General features: G+C 63.4%; 15 protein-coding genes and 1 pseudogene. 7 read left to right on the top strand and 9 right to left on the bottom strand.

Annotated elements, in window-relative coordinates; genetic code table 11:
• Positions 1–5 precede the first annotated feature (5 nt).
• The gene (locus G3545_RS07270) at positions 6–638 is read left to right on the top strand and encodes a hypothetical protein (protein WP_170011242.1); all 633 of its coding nucleotides are present in this window, start codon (positions 6–8) and stop codon (positions 636–638) included.
• 302 nt (positions 639–940) lie between these two features.
• Here the strand turns inward: G3545_RS07270 and G3545_RS07265 are convergent, their stop codons facing one another.
• Entirely contained in the window at positions 941–1,852 is a 912-nt protein-coding gene (locus G3545_RS07265) for a LysR family transcriptional regulator (RefSeq protein WP_170011241.1), read from the bottom strand.
• A 111-nt stretch (positions 1,853–1,963) separates the two neighbouring features.
• Here G3545_RS07265 and G3545_RS07260 point away from each other — a divergent pair, with 111 nt between their 5' ends.
• Entirely contained in the window at positions 1,964–3,091 is a 1,128-nt protein-coding gene (locus tag G3545_RS07260; protein ID WP_170011240.1) for an alkene reductase, read from the top strand.
• Between the two features lie 63 nt (positions 3,092–3,154).
• Here the strand turns inward: G3545_RS07260 and G3545_RS07255 are convergent, their stop codons facing one another.
• Positions 3,155–4,567: a PLP-dependent aminotransferase family protein gene (locus G3545_RS07255; protein WP_170017949.1), complete on the bottom strand. Its 1,413-nt coding sequence runs from the start codon at positions 4,565–4,567 to the stop codon at positions 3,155–3,157.
• 89 nt (positions 4,568–4,656) lie between these two features.
• Here G3545_RS07255 and G3545_RS07250 point away from each other — a divergent pair, with 89 nt between their 5' ends.
• The 4 genes and pseudogenes from G3545_RS07250 to G3545_RS07235 all read left to right on the top strand — a co-directional run bounded on the left by G3545_RS07250 (position 4,657) and on the right by G3545_RS07235 (position 8,142).
• Positions 4,657–5,076, top strand: coding sequence for a cupin domain-containing protein (locus tag G3545_RS07250; RefSeq protein ID WP_170011239.1), 420 nt, complete (start codon positions 4,657–4,659; stop codon positions 5,074–5,076).
• Between the two features lie 19 nt (positions 5,077–5,095).
• Positions 5,096–5,584, top strand: a complete 489-nt coding sequence (locus tag G3545_RS07245; RefSeq protein WP_170011238.1) for a carboxymuconolactone decarboxylase family protein — start codon at positions 5,096–5,098, stop codon at positions 5,582–5,584.
• Positions 5,585–5,771: 187 nt separating this feature from the next.
• Positions 5,772–5,966 (top strand): annotated as a pseudogene (locus tag G3545_RS07240) (phosphohydrolase); the annotation flags it as partial.
• 136 nt (positions 5,967–6,102) lie between these two features.
• Positions 6,103–8,142: a YgiQ family radical SAM protein gene (locus G3545_RS07235; RefSeq protein ID WP_170011237.1), complete on the top strand. Its 2,040-nt coding sequence runs from the start codon at positions 6,103–6,105 to the stop codon at positions 8,140–8,142.
• Positions 8,143–8,166: 24 nt separating this feature from the next.
• Here the strand turns inward: G3545_RS07235 and G3545_RS07230 are convergent, their stop codons facing one another.
• From G3545_RS07230 to G3545_RS29630, 4 genes are all read right to left on the bottom strand, one after another.
• The gene (locus tag G3545_RS07230; RefSeq protein WP_206151393.1) at positions 8,167–9,543 is read right to left on the bottom strand and encodes an RsmB/NOP family class I SAM-dependent RNA methyltransferase; all 1,377 of its coding nucleotides are present in this window, start codon (positions 9,541–9,543) and stop codon (positions 8,167–8,169) included.
• A gap of 69 nt (positions 9,544–9,612) precedes the next feature.
• Complete coding sequence (locus G3545_RS07225) at positions 9,613–10,107, bottom strand: hypothetical protein (RefSeq protein ID WP_170011236.1); 495 nt, start codon at positions 10,105–10,107, stop codon at positions 9,613–9,615.
• Positions 10,108–10,247: 140 nt separating this feature from the next.
• Complete coding sequence (locus G3545_RS07220; protein WP_170011235.1) at positions 10,248–10,826, bottom strand: TetR/AcrR family transcriptional regulator; 579 nt, start codon at positions 10,824–10,826, stop codon at positions 10,248–10,250.
• A 138-nt stretch (positions 10,827–10,964) separates the two neighbouring features.
• Positions 10,965–11,171 carry a hypothetical protein gene (locus G3545_RS29630; protein WP_246702960.1) on the bottom strand — a complete coding sequence of 69 codons (207 nt, stop codon included), beginning with the start codon at positions 11,169–11,171 and terminating at the stop codon, positions 10,965–10,967.
• Here G3545_RS29630 and G3545_RS07215 point away from each other — a divergent pair.
• Positions 11,094–11,537: a LysR substrate-binding domain-containing protein gene (locus G3545_RS07215; protein ID WP_246702871.1), complete on the top strand. Its 444-nt coding sequence runs from the start codon at positions 11,094–11,096 to the stop codon at positions 11,535–11,537. The two genes, G3545_RS29630 and G3545_RS07215, sit on opposite strands and share 78 nt — an antisense overlap.
• 128 nt (positions 11,538–11,665) lie before the next feature.
• On the opposite strand, the gene G3545_RS07210 is transcribed toward G3545_RS07215, so the two are convergent.
• The 3 genes from G3545_RS07210 to G3545_RS07200 form a co-directional block, all read right to left on the bottom strand.
• On the bottom strand, positions 11,666–13,207 hold the full coding sequence (locus G3545_RS07210) for a class I adenylate-forming enzyme family protein (RefSeq protein ID WP_170011234.1): 1,542 nt from the start codon (positions 13,205–13,207) through the stop codon (positions 11,666–11,668).
• Positions 13,208–13,316: 109 nt separating this feature from the next.
• Positions 13,317–13,823, bottom strand: coding sequence for a flavin reductase family protein (locus G3545_RS07205; protein WP_246702729.1), 507 nt, complete (start codon positions 13,821–13,823; stop codon positions 13,317–13,319).
• 12 nt (positions 13,824–13,835) lie between these two features.
• Positions 13,836–14,651 (bottom strand): dioxygenase, encoded by an 816-nt coding sequence (locus G3545_RS07200; RefSeq protein WP_170011233.1) that lies wholly within the window; start codon positions 14,649–14,651, stop codon positions 13,836–13,838.
• Positions 14,652–14,660 lie beyond the last annotated feature (9 nt).

Below are 14,660 nucleotides of genomic sequence, written 5' to 3'. Positions count from 1 at the left end.
GGGCCATGAGAAGGATATCTTTGATTGCGCTCGCATTTGCCAGTTCATCAATCTTCGCCTTTACGGGCTTTGTTTTGGCCAAGGAAGAGTCGAAAGATGCGTTGCCAATGGGCAGCGTCAGCCGGGGCGAGGGGCTGCAGGCCTGGAAGAGAATTGAGGCAGTGGTGACGCATCCGCGTTGCGCCAATTGCCATGTCGATGCGAAGGCTGTGCCGATCTGGACGCCGGCCGGCGAAAGCAAATCCCGAGTACACGGCATGAACATCCATGGCGGAAAAAGCCGCATTGGAGCGGAAACGGTTCCGTGCTCGACGTGCCATGTCACTTCATCATTGCCAAATCCCCCCGCACCGGCGCCCTTGCATGCCGGCATCGACTGGCAGCTTGCACCCGTAGAATTCATCTGGTTTGGCAAGAGTGGCGCCGAGATCTGTGCCCAACTTAAGGATTCCAAGCGGAATGGCGGTCGCGACGCTGTCGGCCTCGTTGAGCATTTGCGGCACGATGCATCGCTAAACGGATTCATCCCCAGGGGATGGGAGCCCGGCGCCGGCCGCACGACTCCACCGGGAACCTTCGAGGATCATGTCAAGGACATGGCTCTATGGGGAGCTGCCGGGCAGCCCTGTCCGGACTGAGAGCGCACACACGGTGGCGGTGACGCTTTGGGCGTCCCTTCCTCCGTGGGGCGCCAGCTAGTCACTCGTGGCGATAACCTGCTCGACCGATCTAGCGGTTTGGCATGGATCAGCCGGAAACCTCCAACGACCGCTTACCGGCAAGTCTGATCCAGGGATGAATGGCAAGATATCCCAAGTCTATCTTCCATAGTTGGAGGGCGTCTGATGCAGCCGGGATTCTGCGTGTTCGCGTCGGTGTCGAAGTGAGGACGGGGTGCTGACCATACTTCGCAGGCTCCGCGATGTGACGGCGATGTCGCCTAGGCAATAGCAGTCGATAGTTCGCGCAGGCCTCGAACCAAAGCGTCTACGAGAACTCTTATCTTGGCCGGCAGAGCCTTGGTGCGTGGCCAAAGGACGTTGATCGGCACCTCGCCGCCGGACATCCCATCCAGCACCGTCAGCAGCGTTCCATCGCGGATGTCGTCTTGAACCATCCATAATGGAAGCTGCGCAAGGCCGTGTCCTGCTCTCACCGCGCTCTGCACCGTCTCGAAATCCTGGATTTCATGTTTGACGGAAACAGCATGCCGCGCGATCGAGCCATCCGGTTGTTTCACCAACCAGGCAACGCGATGTCCTTGCCGTCGCCCTACGATGCAATCGTGAACTGCAAGATCGGCCAAGGACCGAGGAGTGCCCCGCTTTGCGATATAGCCAGGGGCTCCAACGATCACCACGTGCTGGACTCCAATCTGGCGGGCGATCAGCTCAGCCGAGTCATCAAGATTGCCAATTCTCACCGCGAGGTCGATGTTTTCGCCAAGAAGGTCGACCCGCCGGTCTGTGAAACTCACATTGAGATGTAGTGCCGGATAGCGTTCAGCCGCTTCGAGCAGCACTGGCATGACATGCAGCCGGCCGAAAGCTGTGGGCAGATCGATCCGCACTTCGCCACCTGGCGTGTCCCGGGCCAGTAAGAGTGCGCTCTCGCCGCGATCGAGTTCGGCAAGCGCGGCGACGCAATGCTCGAGCCAGGCCTCGCCAGCAGGCGTCAAGATCAGCCGACGTGTCGTCCGATGGAGCAACTTGGAGCCCAATCGGGCCTCAAGCCGCGAAACCGCCCGCCCGACTGCGGACTTGGTCACGCCAAGCTCCGCAGCCACCGCCGTGAAACTCCCCAATCGCGCCACCGCGACGAATTCCGCGATGCCATCGAAACGTGTGTCCATCTACTCGTTATAGCTCCAGGCGCAACAGTGAGTCGATTCGAGGTCAGCTAATAAGCAACCGCAAGATGGATTAGCTCGGTTGGAGCATCAATTCTCCAATGGAGCTGTCTTATGTCCTCCCTGTTCGACCCGTATGATCTGGGACCTGTCCACCTCAAGAACCGCATTGTCATGGCGCCGATGGAGCGATCGCGTGCGCGAAACTCCGACTGGGCACCGGAGGCCGACACGGCGCGCTATTTCTCGCAGCGCGCGGGCGCCGGGCTCATCGTTACCGGCAGCATCGCCATAAGCCCGTGGGCGCGCACCTGGGCGTTCGAGCCTGGCCTCTATACGCCGACCCAGATCGCAGCGTGGCGCCATGTGGCCAACGAGGTTCATGACCATGGCGGGGTGATCTTCGGCCAAATCCGGCATGGCGGTCGCGCAAGCCATTTCTCGCATCAACCGAACGGTCAGCCGACCGTCAGTTCCACCGACACGGGAGCGACCAAAGCAATCGCCATGGCCTTCGACGAGGACGGAAAACCGGCCTTCCTGGTACAGAGCAAGCCACGCGCCTTGCGGGCCGAGGAAGTGTCGCAGATCGTCGGCGAGTTCGCTCAGGCCGCGCGCAATGCTCGTGAGGCTGGGCTGGACGGTGTCGAGATCCATGCCGCCAACGGCTATCTCCATGATCAATTCATCAACGGAGCACTCAACACGCGTGACGACCGCTACGGTGGCTCGATTGAAAATCGTATTCGCTTCACGATGGAGACGGTCGACGCGGTGATAAACGCAATTGGCGGCGAGCGCACAGGTATCCGACTGTCGCCCTTCGGCCGATACAATGAGATGCCGGCATTCGAAGACGAGGGCGAGACCTATCTGACGCTCGCGGCCGAACTCTCGAAGCGTCATATTGCCTATGTGCACTTCAGCGACCAGACCCGATGGGCTGACGACGTCTCCATTCCTGAGAATTTCCTCCGGGCGTTTCGCAGCGCCTTTCAGGGACCTTTGATCCTCACGGGCGGCTACCTGAAGGAAAATGGGCAGGCCGCAATTGATGCGGGCGAGGCAGATCTCATCGGGATCGGGAAGCCCTTTCTGGCAAACCCCGACATAGTCGAGCGGCTACGCAATGACTGGCCGCTCAACGCATGGGATTCCAAGACTTTTTATACTGAGGGCCCTGCAGGGTACACCGACTATCCCTTGTATGTGGATGAACCCGCTCGGCGCGCGAGTCTCTGAAGCAACTGGCCTGACAGGAGCCGCTTTGGAAATGATCAGCTGTCGGTTCAGCCTCGAAGCCCGTCAGCTGAACCTGCGGATGACCGCGAAGAGCCGATCGCAGGATCGGGCGAGATTGCGCGTCGGCGCGGTCGCAACACCGAGCAGAAGCCCGGACTCGGCGCTGTCCGGCGACATATACCAGCCCGAAAGCGGTGCCGGCGACATGCCGAACGCATAGAGTTCGCGTGCCACCGCCAAGTCCGGCGTTCCCCTTGGCAATCGCAACAGGACCGCCAGGCCGGGGGTGGCAAGGCGATCGGCGGCACCGGATGCCCGAAGGCACTCAAGCAACGCCTGCCGCTTGGCGGCATAGGCGCGCTTGGTACGGCGGAGGTGGCGCATATAGTGGCCCTCGCTCATGAACTCGGCGGTCGCGAGTTGCACCGCGGGACCCGGTGCCGGCGCGAGACACGCCGCCATGTCGGCGAACCGGGAGGCGAGCCCGACCGGCGCGACCAGAAAGCCGAGCCGAATGGTCGGGCTGATCGTCTTGCTGAACGAGCCGATGTGAATGACCCGTCCGTTTCGGTCGAGCGAGGCGAGCGCAGGCGCAGCCCTGCCTGACAGCTGCAACTCGCTCAGATAGTCGTCCTCGATCACCCAAACCTGGTGTGCGGCCGCCCACTCAAGCAGGCGAAGGCGCCGTTCAAGCGACAAGGTGGAACCGAGAGGCGCCTGCTGGCCAGGGGTCACGAGGACGAGCCTGGCGTCAGGATGGTGGTGCAAGCCGTGATCGATATCGATACCGTCGGCATCAACCGGGATCGGGGCGAGGGACAGGCGGGCGAGCTCAAGCCCTTTCCTGGTCCAGGGGAAGCTGGGGTTTTCGATCCAGGCGGTTTGCCCGCCCAAGCCCAGAACGCTGAGCGCCAGCCCGAGCCCCGCGCCGAAGCCCCCCGTGATGATGACCTGCGACGGCAAGCAGGTGATGCCTCGAGCGATCGCGAGATAGCCTGCGATTTCCCGCCTCAGTTCAAGCTCGCCGCGCGGATCGGGATAGAGAGGTGGAACGCTTGCCTCGGCACGAACCGCGTGCGCCCGAATGCGCGCAAACAGCGTCGCCGGAAAGGTCTCAGTTGCCGGTATGCCCATCTGGAAGAGCGCAGGCCCCTGCGTCATCTCCCGATAGATCTCCATGAACGAGCCGGCATCCGGCGGCTGCTCGCTGCTGACGAGAGTCCGGGGACGCTGGGCGACGCGCGTGCCGGCGGCTCGCGAGGCCTCGATCAACTGGGCGGCGGCCAGCTTTTCGTATGCGGTCCGCACCGTACCGCGCGCGACACCGAGTTGGGCGGCGAGATCCTGCCATGACGGCAACCGGGCGCCGGCCTCCAGCACTCCGCCCTCGATGGCTGCGGCCAGGCCCCTGCGGATCTGCTCCGCCAGAGGTAGCTTTGCGGTGCGGTCGACTTTCAGCTGCAGCGTCTCGTTCATGGCCCCGTGGTACATGATTTCTTCGCGTTCTTGGTCCTTCATTCTAGCCCAAGAGGAGGCATCTTTGGGCCTGGAGAAGGAGAAAGCCCATGAGCATCCGCACCCTGATCGTTGCTGCCAGCACCGCCTTTGCCGTGACGATCGCCGGTTCCGCCCTGGCGCATGGCGGCAAGGCCGAAACGGTCACGCCCAAATTCGAACAGGCGATTCCGAATATTCCCGGCAAGTCGCTCGTCTCTCTGGAAGTCGAGTATGCACCCGGCGCGGCCTCCGTGCCGCACATGCATGCGAAGTCCGCCTTCATCTACGCCTATGTCATCTCCGGCGAGATCGAATCGAAGGTGAATGACGGCGAGACCCGCATCTACAAGGCCGGCGAAAGCTGGTCCGAACCGCCGAACTCAACCCATTCGATCAGCCGCAACGCAAGCAAGACCAGGCCGGCGAAGTTGCTCGCGGTCTTCGTCGTCGATTCCGACGACAAGGCGCTCACCACCCCTGTGAAGTAAGACCGTACGGACAAGAATGATGACCATGAGGCTCGACTACAACCAGATCGCTCCCAATGGCGCCAAGGCGCTCGGCGGCGTCTATGGCTACGTCATGCAGAGCGGACTGCCCGCCGAACTGGTGGACCTCGTCTATCTGCGGATCTCGCAGATCAACAATTGTGCCTATTGTCTCGACATGCACACCCGCGACCTCATCAAGAGGGGGGTGAGGCTCGAGAAGATTGCGCTGGTGCAGGCCTGGCAGGAAGCCGGCAGCCTCTTCAGCGAGACCGAGCGCGCAGCGCTTGCCTGGGCCGAGAGTGTGACGCGTGTCGCCGAGACCGGAGTGCCGGACAGCGCTTACAAGGCGGCGCGCGACGTTTTCGACGAGAAGCAACTCGTCGACCTCACATTCGCAATCGTGGCGATGAACGGTTACAATCGGTTGGCCATCGGCTTCCGGAACACGCCGCAGGCCGTCGTCGAAAACCAGGCCGGTGCTGTGCCGGCCTTGAGCGACATGTGATGGTCTACTGGCCACGGCCGCCCTTTACAGCCTGATCCGCAAAACGACGTGGGCTGCCGGCGGAGGGCAGGGGCTGCCTGGCGCAATTTTGCCGAACCGACCGCGGCGCTTCCTGATCACTACCTGAACCGGGTGGCGGTCAGGTCTCGCGAGTCCCGGACAGCGGTAAATGACCATGGGGAATATCATGGTGCTCAAGGACATACTGGAAGTGCGTATTCCGGACAGCGCGCTCGCGCGCGAAGTGACGGAGTTCATCCGCGATACCGAGAGTGATTTGCTCTTCAACCACTCGGTCCGGGTGTATTGCTGGGGAGCCTTGACCGGAGTCCGGAAGGGTATGACCTTCGACCCCGAGCTGCTTTACACGGCCTCCATGTTCGCCGTCGCCGCCGTGTCACGGAACATCGCGTGCCGCTCATCCCCCGAGAACCCTCGGGCGCGGCTATCGCAGCATTGAACGCACCTACGTCCACATTAGTTGAATTCGCAGCTGCGAAGCCTTATCCGTGGGCGCCATGGAAACCCAAGCCTATGCCGTAAAACCCCTGATGTCGGGGCCCAGCCACCACCGCGCGCATTCCGGTGAGGCGGCGCCCTTCCTGCCGATGAGCCGCGCCGAGATGACGGCGCTCGGCTGGGACGCCTGCGACATCGTGCTGGTGACGGGCGATGCCTATGTCGATCATCCGAGTTTCGGCATGGCGATCATCGGCCGGCTGCTCGAAGCCCAGGGCTTCAGGGTCGGCATCATCGCGCAGCCCGACTGGCAGTCGGCAGAGCCGTTCAAGGCGCTGGGCAAGCCGAAACTGTTCTTCGGCGTCACCGGCGGCAACATGGACTCGATGGTCAACCGCTACACGGCGGATCGCCGGCTGCGCCACGACGACGCCTACACGCCCGGCGGGGAGGGCGGCCGGCGGCCGGATCGCTGCACCATCGTCTACGCCCAGCGCTGCCGCGAGGCTTTCAAGGACGTGCCGGTCGTGCTCGGGGGCATCGAGGCCTCGCTGCGCCGCATCGCGCATTACGACTACTGGTCCGAGAAGGTGCGCCGTTCCATACTGGCCGACGCCAAGGCGGACCTGCTGGTCTATGGCAATGCCGAGCGGGCCGTCGTCGAGGTGGCGAACCGGCTGGCCGAGGGCGAGGCGCCGTCCGATCTCGAATCCATCCGGGGCGTCGCGCTGTTCCGCCGCGTGCCGGAGCACTATACGGAACTGCGCGCCGACGATCTCGATTCCGCCGATGAGGGCGCGACCCGCCAGCCCGGCGACACCGTGATCCGGCTGCCGGCCTATGACGAGGTCGAGCTGGACCGCGAGGCCTATGCCAGAGCCTCGCGCGTGCTGCACCGGGAGGCCAACCCCGGCAATGCGCGCCCGCTCGTCCAGCGCCATGGCGACCGCGACCTTTGGCTGAACCCGCCGCCGATCCCGCTGACATCGGACGAGATGGACGCCGTCTACGATCTGCCCTACGCCCGCGCGCCGCATCCCTCCTATGGCGATGCGAAGATCCCGGCGTGGGACATGATCAAGTTCTCGGTGACGATCATGCGCGGCTGCTTCGGCGGCTGCACCTTCTGCTCGATCACCGAGCACGAGGGCCGCATCATCCAGAACCGCTCGGAGGGCTCGATCCTGCGCGAGATCGAGCGGATCCGCGACCGGACGCCGGGGTTCACCGGCGTGATCTCGGACATTGGCGGGCCGACCGCCAACATGTACCGGATGGCGTGCAAGGATCCGAAGATCGAGAAGGCGTGCCGGCTGCCCTCCTGCGTGTTCCCCGACATCTGCCCGAACCTGAACACCTCGCATGACGAGCTGATCCGGCTCTATCGCAAGGTGCGCGAGGTGAAGGGCGTCAAGAAGGTGATGGTCGCCTCCGGCGTGCGCTACGATCTCGCCGTGACCAGCCCCGAATATGTCAAGGAACTGGTGACGCATCATGTCGGCGGCTATCTGAAGGTCGCACCCGAGCACACCGAGCGCGGCCCGCTCGACAAGATGATGAAGCCGGGAATCGGCTCCTACGACCGTTTCAGGGAGATGTTCGAGGCCGCCGCGAAGGAGGCCGGCAAGAAGTATTTCCTGATCCCGTATTTCATCGCCGCGCATCCGGGCACGACCGACGAGGACATGGTGAACCTCGCGCTTTGGCTCAAGAAGAACCGCTACCGCGCCGATCAGGTGCAGACCTTCCTGCCGGCGCCGATGGCGACTGCCACGGCGATGTACCACAGCGGCGTCAATCCGCTGCGCGGCGTGCGGCGCGGGGCGAGCGAGAAGGTCGAGGCGGTCAAGGGGCTGCGGCAGCGCCGGCTGCACAAGGCGTTCCTGCGCTACCACGATCCCGACAACTGGCCTTTGCTGCGCGAGGCGCTGAAACTGATGGGCCGCGCCGACCTGATCGGCTCGCGCCCGGAGCAGCTCGTGCCGGCCCACCAGCCGCCGGGCACCGGCAAGGCCGCCGGCACGCCGCGGCCCGTGAGCCGCACGAAGGCCGCACAGCGCTTCACCACCAAGGGCGTTCCGTTCCCGCGGAAAAAGTGAACGGTCCGCGGGCGGATCGTCTCGCTACTCGTCCGACGACGGCGTGGGGTCGCGCTGCATGACGGCGGCAAAGAAGCCATCGGTGTCGTGGCGCGCGGGCGTCAGCGACAGGAAGTCCGGATGGGCTGAATCGGTCAGCTGTGGTGCCGCCTCGCGCAGTGGCACCACACGAAAGCCGGGGCTGGCCGCGAGGAAGGCGGCGACCTGCTCCTCGTTTTCCTCGGCCAGCAGGGAACACGTGGCGTAGACCAGCCGGCCACCGGGCTTCACCAGCCGCGCGGCACTGGCGAGTATGCTCGCCTGAAGCGGCAGCAGATTATCAAGCCCCGGTCCCAACGGGCGCCAGCGTGCATCGGGATTGCGCCGCCAGGTGCCGGTGCCGCTGCACGGCGCATCGACCAGCACGCGATCGAAAGAGGCCCGGTGACGCTTTACCCAGCGATCGGTTTCGCCGGCCAGGGGCCGGGTCTCGATATTGTGCAGTCCCGCCCGCCGGAAACGCTCGGCGGCGCGCTTCAGGCGCCTGTCCAGGACGTCGCAGGCGACGACGTGGCCCTTGTTTGCCATCTGCGCGGCGATCGCCAGCGTCTTGCCGCCGGCACCGGCGCAGAAATCGACCACGCGTTCGCCCGGTCGCGCATCGACCAGCATGGCGACGAGCTGCGAGCCCTCGTCCTGGATCTCGACCTCGCCGTTTCTCAGCATCGGCAGGCTGGCGAGCGAAGGCCGCTCGTTCACGCGAATGCCGAAAGGCGCCATGCGCGACGGCTCGGCCGGAAGGCCGATATCCCGGAGCGCGCGCAGCGCATCCTCGCGCGTGGATTTCAGCGGATTGACCCGCAGATCGAGCGGAGCGGCCGTCAGCAGAGCCGCCATCTCGCCTTGGAACGAGCCATCGAACCGGCGCCGCAAGGCGGCGAGCGCCCATGATGGACATTCGCCACGCACCTCGTCCGGCATGGCGGGATGGTCGATCGGGCTGCCCTGCAATTTCACCAGCAAGTTGCGCTCATGGTCCGTCAGGACGGCAGGCGCCAATTCCCCACCATTGAACAGGCTCTGGACCTGATCGCGCGTCTTGCCCTCGCCGATGGCGAGCCAGGCCAGCAGCCGGTTGCGCAGAGTGGCTTCGCGGCCGTGCTTCGCCAGCCACCAGCCCAGCCGTGCGTGATGTCGCAGCAGGGCGTAGAGCAATTCGGAAATCTGGCCACGATCCGTGTCGCCGATAGAGCGGCGAGCGCGAAACCATGCGGAGACGACAGCATCGGCGGGACGCGCGACGCTGTCGACTTCATGCAGCAGGTCGAGGGTGGCTTGCAGACGGGCGGGGTGCTTCACGGAGGACAGACAATCAGGCTGGAAAGGCGCGGCACCATAGGCGAACGCGACGGCGTTGACCATCGATCGCCGGTGTTAGCGGCTGATCCTGCTCGTCTCCGCAAACCGAACCATCGTGCCGGCGGTATGGTGTTATGACCACTGCGCGGCAGTCTTGCCCCGCCTTGCCAGATAGATGATCTGGGCCGTCAGGCCGATCACGAGAATAGCCAGGAGCCCCGCCTGAGCGCCGAGCAGCAGCGGCGATTTGAGGTCGGTGACCAAGGGGTGGCCGTCCGGAACGCGGCGCAGGGTCTCGCTGACGGTCGGCACCATCAAGAGAAACGCACTGAGGCTGAGGCAGATGGTTTCAATGTATCTGGCGACGCGCGTGGAACCCAGAATGCGTTCGACCCCGTAACCTGCCAGCAGGACCAGAATGGTCACGGTGCCGATGACGTAGCTGACCGGCTGATGTGCCACGAGGAAGACCGTCGCGGCGCCGATAAGCATGGAGACGAAATAGACCACGCCCGGTGTGGATCGAGGAACGATCCGGCCATGGCGGGCAAACATGTAAAGGGCCACGGGAATGGCCGGCAGGCTACCGAGTGTGTGGATCCAGCCAAGCGGAGAAATTCCGAACATGGGAAAATGCCTTTCTCATCTGAAGGGAAGGGGTGTTCGAGCAAGCAGTTTGCCGCCGGCAAAACTCCAGGCACGGTAAGTTCTATCTACTAGTCGGAAGGGAATCGGATCGTGCGTCCACCTTCCTCGATAACTCCGATTCAAGCGGTGATGCGCTCCAGCAAGGGGCGGGTTATTGCGCCAAAAGTCGTGGCGTCGCCGTAGGCGCGCGCCGAAAGCATCGCGCCATGGACGGTGGCCATCAATGTTTCAGCTTCGGCCCTGGCGGTCCCGGTCAGCGCGAGGCGGCCTTGCGCGGCGCCTCGCTCCAGGACCGAGGTGAGCCAGTCCGAAAGTCGTCGAAAATGCGCCCGCACTTCAAGAACGACGGCTTCGGGAAGCACCGGGATCTCGGCAGCGAGCAAGGCGCAGACGCAGAACGGGTGGGTCGCGTCCGTGATGCACTTCTCCCAATAGCCGACATAAGCGCGAAGTTGCTCAAGCGGATCAGGGACATGCCGTTCCAGTTCGGCGATCCCGGCTTCACCCTCTTCGCGGTATTTTGCGACCAGGGTACGGACCAGATCCGATTTGCTGGGGAAATGGTGGTGAATGCTCGCCTTGCGGATGCCGACCACACTGGAAATATCGGCGTAGCTGAAACTGTCATAGCCGCCCCTGATGATGAGGGAGCGCGTGCAGCGCAGAATGTCATCAGCCCTGGTCGGTGAGTTTGTCATGTTTCTACCTACCAACTAGTAGGAAGAATGTCAAATCGAAGAGGAGCGGGCTTGCCGTTACCCTGCATGTCATGAGTGTCGAGACGCCCGCTGCAAGTGCTGTGCGCACGCTGAAATGGGCGCAGACGGTGCTTTCGGTCACCAAGGAACGGTGCGGCCAAGGTAGTCGAGATACTGGAGCCCGGGAGCGCCTTGCACGGAGAGGAGCACCTTTACCAAATTCGGAATGCTCTCCTCGATGCTCAGCCGGCTCTCCGGCACACATTCATCGGTGTTGCGCGCGCGGGACATCCGCTCCTGGCAGGCCGAAAAATCACGCCCCAAGGCTACGCGGCTTGTGGCCATGTGGTGGCTTCGCGCAGAGGCGTGAGCACGGGGCCGGTCGATGATGCCCTGGAGACACTCGGGCTGAAGCGCGCCGTGGTCGCGGTCGTGCCAGGATTCCCGGATGCAGTACGAATTGCGCGATGTTCGGACCTGATCGCGCTTGTGACGCACACATTCCTCAGCAGCCTTGCCGGAGCGGACGCCGGCGAGGCAGCCGAAAGCGTGAAGGGCTTCACGCTCCCGGTTCCGACGCCCGAGATCACCGTGTCGGCAACGTGGCATCCCCGCATGGATGCTGATCCGGTCCATCGCTGGTTGCGCAACACCGTGATAGCGGTCTGCAAGAATGACAGCCGCTTGCGCGCGAAGTCCGCATTGCAATAGCGGACACTGATCTCCTAGAGCCCTTTCCGTTCGGATGGAAACATCCGAACGACAGATGAGTGCTCTAGATTCAAAAGACTGGAGCAATTCCTCTTCGATCAGATGATTCCATCTGATCGGGAAATGCTCTAGCGACGCGGTGCCGTTCGAGGCTTCGGCGTTCGATTGGGGCCTTGGCAAACAATCATGGCTGCCAGTGCCTTGCGATCGGTCTTGCCCAGAGCGTTACGCGGAATTGAGGGCACCACGTGCAGGCGCTCCGGCACCTTGTAGTCCGCCAGCTCTGCCCTGAGCCGGTCGAGCACGTCATTCAGGATCTGCCGCGGCGCGTCCTCCCGCAACTGGACAAAGCCGGTCACGCGTTGCCCGAGCACGTCGTCGGGTATCCCGACGACGGCCGCATCCGCGACAGCGGGATGGGCGAGCAGGACACGCTCGACCTCCACGGGAGAAATGTTTGATCCGCCGGAGACGATGAGGTCCTTCTTGCGGGACACGAACCACAGATCACCCTTGTCGTCCTGACGCATGAGATCGCCCGTGTGGTACCAGCCGCGCTCCGGCATATCTTCGATCAGGCCGGGGCCGGCCCAGTAACCGGTGCTGACATTGGGCCCACGAACAACCAGCTCGCCGACCTCGCCCGGCGGCACCGACGTGCCGGCGTGATCGACAAGGCGCACCTGCGTGACCGGCGAAATGCGGCTGACCGGTCCAGGCTCCAGGCCGTAGGCGAGGGAGCCCGGTGCCTCGGTCGCGCCCCAGACGGAGCGAAGCGGGACGCCGGACACCAGCGTGAACTCTTGCTGAAGTCGCGATGGACAGACATCTCCAGCGGACAGGCAGAATTGCAGCGTTTCGACGTTCCGTGGCCGAGCCCGCTGACATTCCAGCAGGGCGGCGAACATGTATGGCAGGCCGAGCAGCCAGTTGCATCGGTGAAGCTCGATCGCATCGAGAACACGATCTGCATCGAAGCGTTCAAGCAGAACCATGGGTGCGCCAAACCGGATGCACGCCAGGAAAGTAAACAGCCCACTCGCATGTACCATGGGACAGAAGAGAGCCGCCGTTTGACCCTCTTCAAGTCCCAGGTGCTTCCAGAGATCGGCCGCCGCGGCCAGCGTTGCATCCGTGTGGACGACGAATTTTGGCGCGCCTGTTGTTCCGGCCGTTGCAAGCAGCACGGCCGGCGAACGGGCATCCGATATAGATGGCGCGTCGGGAGCGGCATCCCTCAGCAAGCTGGTCCATGGCTGCAGGTGAGTGTCGCGGCCGGTGCTGCCGACCATGAAGCGGCAATCTTGCCGGAGGATTGAGGAATCGATCGGCTCCATCTGGCTGTAGAGATCGGCGTCACCGATATAGAGCGCCGGCTGTAGTCGCTGCAGAAGCGGCGCCAGCTCCGCCGTTTTCAATCTGATGTTCACAGGGACGGCGATAGCCCCGGTGCGGAAGCAGGCATAGAGCGCAACAGCCAGCTCGGGCCGGTTCGGCATATGCAGGGCGATGCGATCGCCCTTTTGAATGCCGCGCGCGACCAGCCCACCCGCAAGGCGCGCGGCCTGCGTCGCCAATTGTCGGTAGCTCCATTTGTGATTGCCTGCGATGAAAGCCACCCCATCGGGGTCGCTGTCGGCGCGATGTTGCAATACTCCCAGGGGTGTCATTGAGACCTCCGCCGCGGTTGCGATCGTCCTTGCAGACGGTCCGTGTGCGCATGCCGCCAGCGCCGCCCTGGTCGCCTTCGCCAGGTCGGCGGCGAGGCAGCGGAAATGATCAGCTGCCCGCCAGTTGCGAGGTCGTCACGTAGTGGCCGTCCTGATAGACGAGAGGGGCCGTGTCCTCTGCCAACCGCACGTGCTCGATGCAGCCGATGAAGATGCCGTGGGTTCCGAAGTGCACCACTGACGCCGTCTTGCAGAACAGATTGGCCTGGGCATCGACGAGATAAGGCAAGCGGCGCGCGAGCCGCCAATTGCCCCGCTCGAACCGTTCAATGCCTTTGAGGTCGCCGGCGAAGCCCTGCGAGACCTGCACGTGAGAGGACTTCAACAGATTGATGCAGAAAGTCCCCGAGGCGGACAGCCGTGCGTGGAACGCCGTGGCGGTGTTGACGCAGACCAGCACGGCCGGTGGCTGCGTGCAGACTGACGTGACGGCCGTCGCCGTCATGCCATGCCAGCTGTCCTCGTCGGCACAGGTCACGACGCAGACCGTGGCGGCCAGGCGCCGCATGGCTTGCCGAAAGCAGGACGACGGATCCGGGATTTGCAAAGCAGTCATTTGCTCACCCCTTCATGCCGTTCTGCGAAGGTTCTCGGCCTGTTGTGGCACGAGAACGAAGTCGTAGCGGACCTCGAAATAGGGCTTGTGCAGCCCACGGGACGCCAGATCCTTCGGATTGTCGCAGCGGATCAGTTGCGCGACGAGGTCGTCACGCACGGCGCTCGCGACGTCGCTATTGAGGTATTCACCGCCGTCGAAATAGAGCTGGGAGGTCAAGTCGCCATATTGCGGATGCCTGACCTTCACATGCAGGTGCGCCGGGCGAAAGAAAAGCCGGCCGAGTATATCGAGCACCACTCCGGTCGGACCGTTCTTCGGGATTTCATAAGGCGGCGGAACGATCGTGCGCACCTCGAAGGTGCCGTCGGCCGCGGTATGGAAGCGGCCGCGCAGATTCCATGCGGGCAGGCCGGGATGGATGTTCGAGTAGAGGCCCTCGGCGTCCGCCTGCCACATGTCCAGTTCGGCGCCAGCCAGCGGCCGGCCATCGGTCGAGGTGACACGGCCACGAAAAAACAATACGTCTCCGACTTCCTCGGAACGCTGCGGCAGGACATAGGGCCGTTCCAGCCTGGGAGCGTCCGGCAGATAGAACGGACCTTCGATGGCTTCGATGCTGCCTTGCGTGCCGATATTGCCGATATCCGTCGCTTCCGCTTCGAAGAAGACATCGTAAAGCAGCGATTCCTCGCCGGCCTTGACGGTGCTTATGAGGATGTCGGTCGCGCGGCGATATTCATCGTGGGTGATCTTATGCTTGCGCATGAATTGCAGGAGGGTTTGCTCAAGATCCTCGAGGATGAGCCTTGTGCGTTCGACGGTCATTGTCGTTCT

Source organism: Starkeya sp. ORNL1 (assembly GCF_012971745.1).
In the GTDB taxonomy this organism is placed as follows: domain Bacteria; phylum Pseudomonadota; class Alphaproteobacteria; order Rhizobiales; family Xanthobacteraceae; genus Ancylobacter.
Note: the sequence above shows the minus strand (reverse complement) of the source record. Positions and strands in the feature narration are given on the sequence as shown.

Excerpts from the sequence above, each read along its gene's own strand:
- G3545_RS07270 (WP_170011242.1), top strand. The coding sequence starts at position 6 with ATGAGAAGGATATCTTTGATTGCGCTCGCATTTGCCAGTTCATCAATC.
- G3545_RS07265 (WP_170011241.1), bottom strand. The coding sequence starts at position 1,852 with ATGGACACACGTTTCGATGGCATCGCGGAATTCGTCGCGGTGGCGCGA.
- G3545_RS07260 (WP_170011240.1), top strand. The coding sequence starts at position 1,964 with ATGTCCTCCCTGTTCGACCCGTATGATCTGGGACCTGTCCACCTCAAG.
- G3545_RS07255 (WP_170017949.1), bottom strand. The coding sequence starts at position 4,567 with ATGAACGAGACGCTGCAGCTGAAAGTCGACCGCACCGCAAAGCTACCT.
- G3545_RS07250 (WP_170011239.1), top strand. The coding sequence starts at position 4,657 with ATGAGCATCCGCACCCTGATCGTTGCTGCCAGCACCGCCTTTGCCGTG.
- G3545_RS07245 (WP_170011238.1), top strand. The coding sequence starts at position 5,096 with ATGACCATGAGGCTCGACTACAACCAGATCGCTCCCAATGGCGCCAAG.
- G3545_RS07235 (WP_170011237.1), top strand. The coding sequence starts at position 6,103 with ATGGAAACCCAAGCCTATGCCGTAAAACCCCTGATGTCGGGGCCCAGC.
- G3545_RS07230 (WP_206151393.1), bottom strand. The coding sequence starts at position 9,543 with ATGGTCAACGCCGTCGCGTTCGCCTATGGTGCCGCGCCTTTCCAGCCT.
- G3545_RS07225 (WP_170011236.1), bottom strand. The coding sequence starts at position 10,107 with ATGTTCGGAATTTCTCCGCTTGGCTGGATCCACACACTCGGTAGCCTG.
- G3545_RS07220 (WP_170011235.1), bottom strand. The coding sequence starts at position 10,826 with ATGACAAACTCACCGACCAGGGCTGATGACATTCTGCGCTGCACGCGC.
- G3545_RS29630 (WP_246702960.1), bottom strand. The coding sequence starts at position 11,171 with ATGGCCACAAGCCGCGTAGCCTTGGGGCGTGATTTTTCGGCCTGCCAG.
- G3545_RS07210 (WP_170011234.1), bottom strand. The coding sequence starts at position 13,207 with ATGACACCCCTGGGAGTATTGCAACATCGCGCCGACAGCGACCCCGAT.
- G3545_RS07205 (WP_246702729.1), bottom strand. The coding sequence starts at position 13,823 with ATGACTGCTTTGCAAATCCCGGATCCGTCGTCCTGCTTTCGGCAAGCC.
- G3545_RS07200 (WP_170011233.1), bottom strand. The coding sequence starts at position 14,651 with ATGACCGTCGAACGCACAAGGCTCATCCTCGAGGATCTTGAGCAAACC.